At 63.0% G+C, this 12,370-nt stretch carries 11 protein-coding genes; 7 read left to right on the top strand and 4 right to left on the bottom strand.

Annotation, left to right across the window (positions count from 1 at the left end):
* Positions 1 to 11: 11 nt before the first annotated feature.
* Entirely contained in the window at positions 12 to 1,040 is a 1,029-nt protein-coding gene (locus BN1123_RS19545; RefSeq protein WP_042029124.1) for an MBL fold metallo-hydrolase, read from the top strand.
* Between the two features lie 120 nt (positions 1,041 to 1,160).
* On the opposite strand, the gene BN1123_RS19540 is transcribed toward BN1123_RS19545, so the two are convergent.
* On the bottom strand, positions 1,161 to 2,984 hold the full coding sequence (locus tag BN1123_RS19540) for an ATP-binding protein (RefSeq protein ID WP_042029122.1): 1,824 nt from the start codon (positions 2,982 to 2,984) through the stop codon (positions 1,161 to 1,163).
* A gap of 4 nt (positions 2,985 to 2,988) precedes the next feature.
* Entirely contained in the window at positions 2,989 to 3,480 is a 492-nt protein-coding gene (locus BN1123_RS19535) for a putative pterin-binding protein (RefSeq protein ID WP_042029121.1), read from the bottom strand.
* A 347-nt stretch (positions 3,481 to 3,827) separates the two neighbouring features.
* Between BN1123_RS19535 and BN1123_RS19530 the strand changes: the two genes are divergently transcribed.
* From BN1123_RS19530 to BN1123_RS19505, 6 genes are all read left to right on the top strand, one after another.
* Positions 3,828 to 4,178: an STAS domain-containing protein gene (locus BN1123_RS19530; protein ID WP_042029120.1), complete on the top strand. Its 351-nt coding sequence runs from the start codon at positions 3,828 to 3,830 to the stop codon at positions 4,176 to 4,178.
* Positions 4,175 to 4,591: a hypothetical protein gene (locus BN1123_RS19525; RefSeq protein WP_042029119.1), complete on the top strand. Its 417-nt coding sequence runs from the start codon at positions 4,175 to 4,177 to the stop codon at positions 4,589 to 4,591. The genes BN1123_RS19530 and BN1123_RS19525 overlap by 4 nt, the downstream gene beginning before the upstream one ends.
* 18 nt (positions 4,592 to 4,609) lie before the next feature.
* Complete coding sequence (locus tag BN1123_RS19520) at positions 4,610 to 6,715, top strand: SLBB domain-containing protein (RefSeq protein ID WP_042029118.1); 2,106 nt, start codon at positions 4,610 to 4,612, stop codon at positions 6,713 to 6,715.
* A gap of 1 nt (position 6,716) precedes the next feature.
* The gene (locus BN1123_RS19515) at positions 6,717 to 7,385 is read left to right on the top strand and encodes a CpsD/CapB family tyrosine-protein kinase (protein ID WP_042029117.1); all 669 of its coding nucleotides are present in this window, start codon (positions 6,717 to 6,719) and stop codon (positions 7,383 to 7,385) included.
* 10 nt (positions 7,386 to 7,395) lie between these two features.
* Positions 7,396 to 8,883: a SpoIIE family protein phosphatase gene (locus tag BN1123_RS19510; protein WP_042029116.1), complete on the top strand. Its 1,488-nt coding sequence runs from the start codon at positions 7,396 to 7,398 to the stop codon at positions 8,881 to 8,883.
* A gap of 82 nt (positions 8,884 to 8,965) precedes the next feature.
* Complete coding sequence (locus BN1123_RS19505) at positions 8,966 to 9,967, top strand: glycosyltransferase family 4 protein (protein ID WP_042029115.1); 1,002 nt, start codon at positions 8,966 to 8,968, stop codon at positions 9,965 to 9,967.
* A gap of 536 nt (positions 9,968 to 10,503) precedes the next feature.
* Here BN1123_RS19505 and BN1123_RS19500 read toward each other — a convergent pair.
* Positions 10,504 to 11,139, bottom strand: a complete 636-nt coding sequence (locus BN1123_RS19500; RefSeq protein WP_026457958.1) for a sugar transferase — start codon at positions 11,137 to 11,139, stop codon at positions 10,504 to 10,506.
* Positions 11,136 to 12,329 (bottom strand): glycosyltransferase family 2 protein, encoded by a 1,194-nt coding sequence (locus BN1123_RS19495; protein WP_042029113.1) that lies wholly within the window; start codon positions 12,327 to 12,329, stop codon positions 11,136 to 11,138. The genes BN1123_RS19500 and BN1123_RS19495 overlap by 4 nt, the downstream gene beginning before the upstream one ends.
* Positions 12,330 to 12,370: the final 41 nt, after the last annotated feature.

Raw genomic sequence — 12,370 nt, 5'->3', positions numbered from 1 at the left:
CAGGAGCCGCGATGGCCGGTATTATCTCGTCTGTATTGCAATCGGGTCTGCCCGAACACCAGGAGTCAACCCAGTATCGGGCGGGCCGGTTTCACAATCTGGTGGCGCCCCCCGCACGCAGTGTCTGGGAAGAGGTCGGGATCTGGCGTGACTTCCTCTTTGGCAAGCCCGCCGGCACCCTGCCGGATCGCGCTATTCCGGTGCAGGCCATGACCCTTGCGGATGTCATGGCGGCTCCAGATTTCAGCGTCTGGCGGCTGGGTCACTCCAGCCTGCTGCTCAAATTGCGCGGCAAGTTCTGGTTGACCGATCCCGTCTTCAGCGAGCGCGCCTCACCGCTCTCATGGCTCGGCCCCAGGCGTTGGCACGCACCGCCCATTGCCTTGGCCGATCTGCCGCCTCTTGAAGGGGTGATCCTCTCCCACGATCACTATGACCACCTTGATCACGCCACCATAGTGGCGCTGCAGGATAGGGTGGCGCACTTCATCACCCCGCTCGGCGTCGGGGCCCGGCTCCGTGCCTGGGGCGTACCTGCGCACAAGATCAGGGAGCTGGACTGGTGGCAGCAGACCCGAGTTGATGGCATTGAACTCATCGCCACACCGGCCCAGCACTTCTCCGGCCGGGGCCTGGGTGATGGCAACCAGACCCTGTGGGCCTCCTGGGTCATTCGCAGCGACGATTTCAAACTGTTCTTCAGCGGTGACAGCGGCTATTTCGCCGGCTTCAAGGAGATAGGGCAGCGCCATGGCCCGTTTGACATGGCCTTCCTCGAGACGGGTGCCTACAACGAGCGCTGGGCCCATGTGCACATGTTTCCGGCCCAGACCACACAGGCGTTTCACGATCTTCGCGCCGCCTGGCTCTATCCCATCCACAACGGCACCTTTGATCTCGCCATGCACCCATGGGATGAGCCGCTGGAGCACATCACCCGGCTGGCGGCCGAGCAGCAGATCCCGCTGACCACCCCCATGATGGGCGAGTCTCTGTCCTTTCTGTCTCCCCATGGTGGCAGCACTTGGTGGCGGGAGTGAGCCATGGTCTGGCTCAAGGATGAAAACGGGCGCCCCAGCAAGGCGCCCGTATTGTCGAACCAAATACTGAACCATCGAGCCGCTGCATTCAGGCGCTGAACCTGGCGCAGTGGCGCTTCCTCAGGCCGGGTTGCCGATGGACATGGCGCGCTGGCGCTGGTCGCGCGCCACATATTTGTTTATCTCGCCGAGCAGCGTCTCTTTGTTGATGGGCTTGGTGATATAGCCGTTCATCCCGTGGGACAAATAGTACTGCTTCGATTCGGGCATGGCGTCAGCGGTCAGGGCGATGATGGGAATGTTGGCCCAGTGCTGGCGTGAGGCGCGAATATGGGTGGTGGCCGCCAGCCCGTCCATGACCGGCATCTGCACATCCATCAGCACCAGATCGAAGGTGGCTTGCGCCAGTTTGGTCAGGGCCTCTTCCCCCTGAACCGCCAGGGTGACCTGATGGCCGACGGAGTTGAGCATGGCGCCGATCACCTTGCGATTAGTGGCGTTGTCATCCACCAGCAAGATGCGATAGCTCTCCTGCACCACGGGTTTGGCGGGGAGGCAGACGATGGACGGGGTAGTGGCCTGGGCCGGCCAGGTATAGGTAAAGGTACTGCCGCATCCCTCCCGGCTCTCGACCGAGATGTCCCCTCCCATCAGGCGGGCGAGGTTGCGGGAGATCTCGAGGCCCAGGCCCGAGCCGCCATATTGGCGAGTGATGGAGACATCGGCCTGGGAGAAGCGTTGAAACAGATTGTCTATCTGGTGCTGGCTCATGCCGATCCCGGTGTCCTGAATGGCGATACGGATGGCGTGGCGATCCTTGTCCATCGGCTGGCTGTCCACCCTGATCGTGACCTCGCCCTGATGGGTGAACTTGATGGCATTGCTCAGCAAGTTGAACAGGATCTGGCGCACCCGCAGGGGATCTATCATCAGCCACTCCGGTGTATCCGGGGCCAGGGTCAGATTGAGGCGGATCCCTTTCTCGTCACAACTGCTCTGCATCAGTGCCCGGCTGTCTTCCAGCAGTTGGGGTAGATGGTGGGGGGCGAGCAACAGCTCAATTCGTCCCTCTTCGAGCTTGGAGATATCCAGAATGTCGTTGAGCAGCCCCAGCAGGTGGTTGGCCGATTCACGGGCCGTGTCCAGGTAGTCCCGCTCCCTGGGATCCATCTCGCGATCGGCCAGCAGGGAGAGCATGCCGAGGATGCCGTTCATCGGGGTGCGGATCTCGTGGCTCATGTTGGCCAAAAAGCTGCTTTTCGCCCGCTTGCCCGCTTCGGCCTCGCGGTTGGCCCGGATCAGCTTCTCGTTGAGCTGCTGCATCATCTTGTGCTGCAGGAACGAAATATTCATCTGCCGCCAGATGAGCAGGGCCAGCACGAACAATAAGGCAAACTGCAGGGTGGCGATCAGGGTGGTGGTGATGATCTGCTTGCGAACCCCATCGCGACGGGCAACGTCGAACAGGGTCGCCTGCTCGTTGACCTCCAGGGTCAGCTGATGGAGCTGCGGGATCAGCTGCTCCAGTTGCTGGTTCAGCTGCAGACGTGCGGCCTGATCCAGCGGTTTGTCCTGACCCGGCCCGAGCCAGAGATCGGCCAGGGCGATATAACGGCGGATCCCCTTGCTGGCCTGCTGGTAAATCGGGGTCTGCTGCAACAGGTTGCGATCCTTGCTCTCCAGCACCAGCTCCATCCGGCTGACCAGGATGTCGTATCTGAGCTGGAACTTGGCTTGCGAGTCATGGCGCAGCGCGTTTTGAAAGCGCAGCGCCTCGTTGTAGAGCTGGAAATAGTTCCACATGACGTTGTCTTCACCCTGGCTGGTGCTGCGCTGCAGATCCTGGAATTGCCGGTACTGGATGGTACCGATACCGGCAAACGCCAACAGCAGGACGCAGAGCACCACGAACAGGGAGCGCTGGCTCGCAGCCATGGATCGCATGGGGTTACTCCACCTTGATCTGGCTGATCTGCCAGATGGCCCGGCCGTAATAGAGCTTGTTGCGAAGCTCCGGGTACTGATCGAACGGATAGATCAGAAACAGCGGCCCCTTGTCACGCACCGAGAGCGGTTTGCCATCTATGCTGCGGGCCAGGATCACCTCGTATTGCCTGGCATCGCTGGTGGGGACCTGGACCGAATAGTCATTGAGGGCGGTGATGGTCAGCTGCTTGCCGCTGGCGCCGACTTTGGCCAGCAGATCGCTCAGGCGCGGGCCGCGGAAGGTCTTCTCTTCGTCATACCAGGGGGTGTGGGTCTTGATCTCGTATTCGGGCAGTTGATCCAGCATGGCGCTGTCCCACAGGGCCAGCTGCTGGTAGTTGGGTTGGGTGATGGCGCCTTCCACCTTGAGCAGGGCGCTGTCGGGAGTCGGGGTGGCCTGCGCGGCCCCGCAAAGGGCGACCAGAAGTGGTGCCACATACAAAGTGAATCTCATACCTTCCTCCATGAATCCGTTCGAAGCTGACACCAGGGCAACGGCAAGCACCGGCAGAGAGGGTAAAGCAAGAAGCGGGCCGAACGGTCAGATCCCCTATTGGCGGGCCTTGCGAGCGAAAAGGGCGCTCATCAAACCCATTTTCATTGCACTTTGCAATGGGCCGGTCGGGTCAAGTTGCAAATTGGCAACGAAATCGGGTGCAAGGTGCTTCAAATGGAGAGGCTAACGAGGGATAACAGGGAATCTTATGGGGCCGATTTGTCCAGGCATGGCCCTTGCATTGTCCCCACTGTCGTGAAAAGTGAGCCGTCCCGGCATATCTGGCAGAGACAAGGAGCGTAACCATGGAAAGCATGACCTACACCATCAACGATACCCAGGTCGTCGTTCTGGAGAGTGAACTCGATGCGATGGCCGTCACCGAACTGCGTCCCCTGTTCGAGAAACTGTCGCTGCACGGGGGCAATGTGCTCGCCGACATCAGCGATGTCCACTTCATCGATTCGTCCGGGATCGGGGCGCTGGTCTTTCTCTACAAGCGACTGATCATGAATGGGCATCAGCTGGCGCTGATTTGTGGGCCGGGTCAACCCCATGATCTGCTGGAAATGTTACATATAGACAAGGTGATCCCCTGCCATGATAGCGTGAAAGCCTATATGCGCACCCGCGGCATGATGGCGGCCGCATCATGAAAGGGTGGGGCCTGTTGTTGACCTGCCTGCTGCTCGCCGGTTGTACCCAGTGGCCGCCACAAGGGTATGGCGGGCTGGCCGAGGTCAGGCCGACCCGTTTGCCGGTGAACGAGGATGAACGTCGCCTCTGGTCAGGGTATGATGAGCGTCAACAGGAGCTCGATCAGCAACTGGCCACCCTGCAGCAAGCCCATTTGCGCGACTGTATGCCTGCCGGGCTGAAACTACTACAATCTCAACGAGTTGACATCGTACGGGATATGCATGGCCGGCTCTGGTCAGAGGTCGCCTGGCGTCAGGCCATGCTGGCACAATCATTACAACAGGTACGTTTGCAGCTGGAGCAGACAAGCCGTGAGGGCTGTCGCGCCGACTGGTCGGGACTCCCCTTGCGCCAGTGGGGGCAAACGTAGCGAACAAAAAGGATCTCTATGAATCGGGGCGCTATCAAAGGATTGATTGGTCTTGTTTTCTTGCTGTTTACCTGCCCTCTGCTGGCCAGTACCCTGCTGGCGCCCGGGGATCGACTGGCGATAGTGCAACCGGGGGAGGCGGCGTTCGATCAGCCCTTCCAGATCAACAAGCAGGGGGAGATCAAACTGCCCGAGGTGGGGGACGTGGTGGTCGGGGGCAAGACGCTCCCACAGGCTGACGCCATCATCCGTACCGCCCTCAAACCCGTCTACAACAACCTCTCCCAACTGACTGTCACGCTCCTGGAAAAACGCCTGCTCATCAGCGTCATGGGGTATGTGAAAAAGCCCGGCAGCTATGATCTGGCGCCCGACGGCAACATCCAGATGGCGCTCGATGCCGCCGGCGGCCTGGTGCCGGGGGCCCAGCTCAACAACATGCAGGTGCGCCGTGGCGACCGCGTTTCCAGCTTCGACTACAAGCGCTATCTCGATACCGGCGACGCCAGCCTGCTGCCCCCGCTGCAATCCCTTGATGTGGTGTTCGTGCCCGCATCCCCCCTCATCGGCAACGTCCAGATTGATTTCGATGCGGCCACTTTGGCGGCCGGGGGCGATGGCGACACCGGCAAGGCGATCAAGGTGTTTGGCGAGGTGAACAGCCCGGGCGCCTTCAGCTTCAAGAGTGGCAACTCCATCGTGGATCTGCTGATGCGGGCCGGTGGCGTGACCCGCTTTGCCGGGGTGGAGCGGATCCGGGTGATCAACGGGGATGCCCCCGAGCTGTTCGATCTCAAGGCCTATCTGGATTCGGGCAACAACAAGCTGCTGCCCACCCTGGCTCCCGGCGCCACCATCTTCGTGCCCAAGGATGAGGAGCAGATCAAGCGGGGGGCGCGCACCATCTACATCATGGGGGAAGTGTTCAAACCCGGCGCCTATGAGGGGCGGGAGGGGGACTCCTTCCTCGACATCCTGGCCAACGCCGGCGGTCCGACCCGTTATGCCGAGAGCCGCCAGATCCGCTTGCTGCGCACCGATGGCACCGTCGAACCCATCGATCTACAGGCCTACACCGAGGGGATGCACAAAGCGCTGCCCCAGATAAGGCCGGGGGATGCCATCTTTATCCCCGAGAAGACCGACATCAACGAAAAGTCCTGGCTGAAGGTCGCCCCGGGGCGGGCGGTGATGGTGATGGGGGCGGTGCGCATTCCCGGGCGCTATGAATGGTCTGACGAGATGTCCCTGCTCGATCTCATCGCCCACGCCGGCGGCCCGAGCGAACGGGCCGATATCGCTAAGGTGCAGATCCTGACCTCGGACGGGGGAATGGCGACGCCCACACTCTTCGATCTCGACAAGTTCCTCCATCAGGGGGGGGCGCTTGGCAGCCTGCCGAAGATTCACGCCGGTTTCACCATCATGATCCCCGAGCTGCCTACCGATCCCAGCGACAACAAATCCCAGTGGGTACGCCAGTCGCCGGAGAGCTCCATCTACATCTTCGGCCAGGTCGGTGCCCCCGGCCGCTACGCCTTCAACGATCAGATGGGTTTTATCGACATCCTCTCCGCCGCCGATGGCCCCACCGCCGCGGCGGATTTGCGCAACGTGCGCATCGCCCATCGCAACGGCAGCACGGCGCGGGTGAGCAAGCTGGATCTGGCCCTCTACTTCGAGACCGGCGACGAGACACTCTTGCCAAAAGTGTTGCCGGGGGACTCCATCTACCTGCCGGAGAAGAACCGCCCCTGGCTCGACGAGCCCAAGGAGAACACCATACGGGTGCTGGGCGCCATCGCCCGGCCGGGGCGCTATCGCTTCAACTCCTCCATGACGTTGCTGGATCTGCTGGCAGAAGCCGGCGGGCCGACCAGTTCGGCCTACATCAAGAAAATCGTGGTGATTAACATGGCGGCCAGCGGGCAGGGGGATCAGGCGCGCACCTTCGATCTCGACGGCTTTGCCAAGGAGCCCGATTTCAGCCAGTTGCCGGTGCTCAGGGCAGGGGACACCGTCTTTATCCCCGACAGCAAGAGCAGCAACTGGGCCATCTTCATGGACGGGATGCGGGACATTCTCACCACCATCTCGGTCGTCGCCCTGATAGGAACCCTGTGAGATGAGCATCCCAATCCAGTACCTGGAACTGGAGTCGCTCTACGCCTCGACCCTGGCGCGGGGGATCCGCTCCCTGGCGGTGACCTCGGCCGAGGGGGGCGAGGGGGTCAGCACCATCTGCGAGGCGCTGGCCAGGCGCGCCGAGGCGGACGGCCTCAAGACCCTGCTGGTGGATCTCAATCTCTACCACCCGGGCCGGCCCGCCGCGCAGGCCTGGGGCCCGAACGATGTGCCCGAACCCCTGAGCCAGGGTCAGGCCCTGGCGGTGCTGCCGGCACCGGGCAAGGATCTGATGGCCTTTCGCAACAAGGAGACCCTGCGCCAGCTACTGGTGCGCTGGCTCGAACACTATGATGTGGTGCTGTTCGATACCTCCCCCCTCAATGCCCTCAACCGGGGCAATATCCCGGCGGATCTGGTGTGCGCCGCCTGTGAGGGCGCTCTGCTGGTGGTGCTGGCCGGGGTGACGCCGACCACCATGGTGCAAAGCGCGGTGGAGAAGCTGACCCGGGCCGAGGCCAACCTGCTGGGAGCCGTGTTCAACGACAGAGTCAATCCGGGGCTGGCCAGCGAGATCCTGCGCGAACTCAACCGGCTGCCGAGCAACCGGTTGACCGAGTGGCTCAAGCGCTGGTGCCGGCGCAGCGCCCTGCTCAATTTCCGGATCTGAAGGAGACGCGATGGAAGAGTGGCTGCGATCTGCCCCCGCCACCCTGCAGTCGGTGCGCGACCTGCGCGCCCGCCTGGCCCAGGGGTTGGCGCTGTTTCAGGTGCCTTCCCGTGAGCAGGCCAACTGGCTGCTCTGTTTCAGCGAGCTGGCCACCAATATTGTGCGCCATGGCTCGCCGCCGGCGAGCCACCTCTGGCTCACCCTGCAGCAGGACGAGTCCGGTCTGAGCCTGCTGCTTGATGACGATGGCGGGCCCCAGCCTGCACTGGCGGCGACCCCCCTGCCGGACGAGCCGCAGGAGGGGGGCTATGGTCTGGCGCTGGTGCACCAGCTGTTTGATGAGGTGAACTTCAGCCGGGAGGGGGATCGCAACCGGGTGATGCTGCGGGCCCGCGGCTGTGTCAGGCAGGCGCCCGTGGTGGCGGTGATCGACGATGACAAGGTGATGCGTACCCTGCTCACCGGCTATCTGCACGACAACTATCGGGTCGAGAGCTATGCCGACCCCTGCGCCGCCCTGCAGGCGCTCGGCCGCCAGCCGCCGGCCCTGGTGCTTTCCGATATCGAGATGGAGGGGATCGACGGCTTCGCCCTGCGCCAGCAGCTGATGAAGGATCCCAAAATGCGCGGCGTGCCCTTTATCTTCCTGACCGGCCATCAGGATCAATGGACCCAGAGCCGGGCCGGCGCCCTCGGCATCGATGATTTTCTGGTCAAGCCCATCACCAAGCAGGCGCTGCAGCTGGCGGTCTCCCGGGTGCTGCAACGCTCGGCCCAGCTCAAGGCCCAGTGGGGGGATCAGCTGGATCAGCGGATGACCTCGGCCCTGCGCCCCCTGCTGCCGGCCGACCAGTTGCACGGCTATCAGCTGGCGTTGCAGACCCGTGCCGCCGCCGTGGGCGGGGGGGATTTTCTGCTGGCCAGGGATCGGGTGCTCTGGCTGGGGGATGTGATGGGGCACGACGCCGAGGCCAAGTTCTTCGCCCATGCCTACGCGGGGTATCTGCGCGGCCTGCTGACCGCCCAGAGCGAGCAGCGATCGCCTGCCAGCCTGCTGACCACCCTCTCCACCGCCGTCCACAGCGACCCTCTGCTGGGGGCGACCCTGCTCACCACCCTCTGCATCGAGCTGGGGGAGGGCGGATGGATCCGCTGGGCCAGCGCGGGGCATCCGGCGCCCTGGCTGATCGGGGCGGACGGTATGCGCCAGCTCGGCGTCACCGGGCCCTTGCCCGGCCTGCGACCGGATCCCCAATTCGAAACCTGCGAGCATCTGCTCCAACCGGGTGAGCGCCTGCTGTTCTGGACCGATGGCCTGCTGGAGAGCCGGGATAGTGCCGAGCGCCAGTTGTGGGAGGCGCAATTGCAGCAGATCTGTCTTGCCCCCGAGCCCGACCTTGCCCGGCTGGCCCAGCGCATCGCCAACTGGTTTGATGACAGGGCCGACAGCGCTCCGGACGACATGACCCTGTTGCTGGTGGCCTTTCCCGCCGACTGAAAGCTCGTCACCACGGCCTGTCTGGCCCGCTCTATGCAACATCCCGCTGCACCTGGTCTGGTGCCACGAGAGGAGGTTGCCCATGTTGCCCACACATCAGGTCTGGCTCGCCATCGATGCCCGCCAGGTCGGCGGGATCGAGGTTCACATCACCCACCTCGCCAGCGATCTGCTGGCAAGGGGGCTGGAGGTCACCATAGTGCTGGTGGCCGATCACGGCATGACTCCCTTTGTCGCCCTGCTAAGGCAACAAGGATTGCCATACCGGGTCTGTCGCAACAGCCGGGACTTTGTGCAAGTGCTGGCCCGCCAGCCCGGCTTCGTGCTGCTGCACACCCACGGCTACAAGGCCGGGATCCTGGGGCGCCTCACCGCCTGGTGCAGCGGCAAGCCGGTGGTCTCGACCTTTCATAGCGGTGACGAGGGGGAGGGGTGGCTGAAGTTCTACAGCTGGCTCGACCGGATCACGGCGCGCTTTGCGAAGTGCATTGCAGTGAGCGAGCCCATCGCTCGCAGATTGCCTGTGCCGAGCACCGTCATCAGCAACTTTGTGCCCCTGCCCGCCGCCCCCGCGGCGGTGGCGGGCAACCGCATCGCCTTCGTCGGCCGTCTCTCTCCCGAGAAGGGGCCGCAGGCGTTCTGTCAGCTTGCTGCCTTCTGCCCCGGGGGGGATTTTCACCTCTATGGCGAAGGCCCACTCATGGGGGATCTCAGCATGCAATACGGGGACAGGGTGGCGTTTCACGGCTTTCGCAAGATGGCCGATGAGTGGCAGCAGATCGATCTGCTCTGCATCACCTCCCGCTTCGAAGGCTTGCCCCTGGTGGCCCTTGAGGCCATGGCTCACGGCATCCCGGTCTGCACTTTCGCGGTAGGGGGGCTGGTCTCCCTTATCGACAACAAGTCCAACGGCTGGCTGGTGGCACCTGGCCAGGTGCACGACATGGCGGATATCGTCAATTACTGGCTGCGCAGTGACGAGCGGGTGCGCGGGGCCATGAGCCGGGCGGCCCGCCAGACCATCGCCCGGGGCTACAGCGTCAACCACAGGGTGAGCGATATCCTGGCGGTTTATACCGCCTGAATCTCTATCCTCCGCCAAGCAAGCAAGCAAGCAAGCAAGCAAGCAAGCAAGCAAGCAAGCAAGCGAGTGGCCAGGCCACTCGCTTTTTTATGGCCTTGGGGTTGTCATTCAAGTGCAATCCCTGCTGCGGCTCACCCTCGTCCCCGGTATTTGGCAATAGTCTGAACAGTCAGGCTGCCGGATATGCTCCGTCTTGTCCGTGATGGGCCTGACGGTTTGTGGCCGTATCGGGCAGCCGCGAAAGGATCACAGAAGAGAGTCTTGGAAAAGAAGGGGTTTGCGAAGCGTTGCTATCTGCTTGGTCTGGGGCAAACAGAGCTTGCCTATCTGCTGATATCAGCAGTGCCCTGATATAGACGGCGGCTTGGTGAGGTGGACATGTCAGCAAGGCCCCCTGCTGGTCAGCCATTGTCGGCGGCTCATAAGCGGCAATGGCCACAAGGGGATGCCGGCTTTGCAGGCAGGATCAGCATGAGGGGTGAAAAGCATCGGGCCACTGCCCTGGCAGTGGCCCGAGAGAAGGCGGAGGGGGAAGATCAGCGTCCCTTCTTGCCCACCATGATGGCGACCGTCTTGCCGATGATGTGCACGTCCTGCAGCAGCCAGCGCCAGGGGTGGAGCAGGGCGACCGAGTAGGCCAGATCGAAGGCAAGCTTGCTGCGTACATCGTCAAGCGACTCGTCGTAGCCCTGATTGACCTGGGCCAGCCCTGTGATGCCGGGGGCAATCTCATAGGTGCGCTCGATAAAGAAGGGCACCGCATCCTCCAGCCGGTTGGCGATGCCGGGGCGCTCCGGCCGCGGCCCGATGAGCGACATCTCCCCCTTCAGTACATTGAGGAACTGGGGCAGCTCGTCGAGCCGGGTCTTGCGCAAAAAGTTGCCGCAGCGGGTGATCCGGCTGTCGGCCTTGCCGCACCAGACAGGCCCGGTACCCGCCTCGGCATCGGATCGCATGGTGCGAAACTTGATCATGAAGAAGAGCTCAGTGTGGCTGGCGTGGCTGCGGCCAATGCGCAGCTGGCGAAAGAACACCGGGCCCGGACTGTCGAGCCGTATGGCCAGCATGATGAGTGGCCACAGGGGCAGGGTCAGCAGCAGGCCGAGGCTGGCGCCGACCAGATCCATGGTGCGTTTGATCACCAGGGTTGCTTTGGGGATGGGGTGTTTCATGCTGCTCTCTCCTGTGCGGTGGGGCGCGCCAGCATCCGCAGGCCGTAGCGCAGGGTGCCGATGCCGTTGTACCAGTGTCCGAGGACCAGATAGTGGATCTTGCGAAACAACGAGGGCCAGGGATGCACAGGGGTGAGCTGGATCAGCATCACCAGGGCATAGCCCAGCAGTTGACCGGCCAGCAGCGCCACGAACAGGGGCGAGTGGATGGCCAGCGGAATGGCGCACAGCCAGAGCAGGGTCAGGCAGAGGGGCATCAGTACCCTCAAGCCCTTGCCACTGGCAAAGTTGAACGCCACCCAGCCAAATTTGGGATGGAGCAGGGGCAGCAGACGCAGCAGCTGCTGGGTGTTGCCCGCGCCGATGCGCTGGCGGCGCTTCGCTTCCAGCAGGGCATCGGAGACTTCCAGTTCCAGCGCGGCGCAGCGGTTGTCATAGACAGCCTTGTAGCCCCTGGCGATGGCCTGCATCGGCAGGATGAAGTCATCGTTGATGGTGTCTGATGGCAGCGGCGCCAGGCAGTCGCGGCGCATCACGTAGAAGGCGCCATGGGCCCCCAGCATGCTGCCAAGGGCGGATTCGCACAGCTTGATCTGGCTCTGGTAGTGCCAGTAGCTGGCCTCACCCTGGGAGCCCGCTTGCCAGAAGCGATAGGCTTCGCCCACCACGCCGACTTCGGGATCCTGAAAGTGGGCCACGGCCAGCAGCAGGCTGTCGATGGGCAGCAGGGCGGAGACATCGGTCAGGGCCACCAGATCGCTCTCGACACGGGCCATCGCCTCGTTGAGCACCGCCACCTTGCCGCGATTGCGCGGGTGGTCGAACAGCTGGATCTGCAGTTGTTGCAGGGCCGGATCCCCCAGTTGGCACAGCGCAATGGGGTAGCTGTCATCGGTGCAGCCATCGAAATGGAGATGCACCGCCAGCCGGTCAGCCGGGTAGTCGAGACTGGCCAGATTCTGCAGCTTGGCTGCCAGGGTCGCCGCCTCGTTGTAGATGGGCATCACCAGGGTGATGGTGGGAAGCTGGACGTCGCCGGCCTCCTCCCGAAACCCGCGCTGGCGCGGCGCCGGCTGGTGAAGCTGTGCGCGTACCCGTTTGCCGAAGTACTTGAGCAGCAGGGGATAGCCGACATGGTGGTACACCACCAGGGCTGCGCACAACCAGAACACGATCATGATCCATTCCATGGGAGGCTCCTTTTTGCTGTCTCTTCGCGTGTTGGTGGCAT

Source organism: Aeromonas enteropelogenes (assembly GCF_000819845.1).
GTDB lineage: Bacteria > Pseudomonadota > Gammaproteobacteria > Enterobacterales > Aeromonadaceae > Aeromonas > Aeromonas enteropelogenes.
Note: the sequence above shows the minus strand (reverse complement) of the source record. Positions and strands in the feature narration are given on the sequence as shown.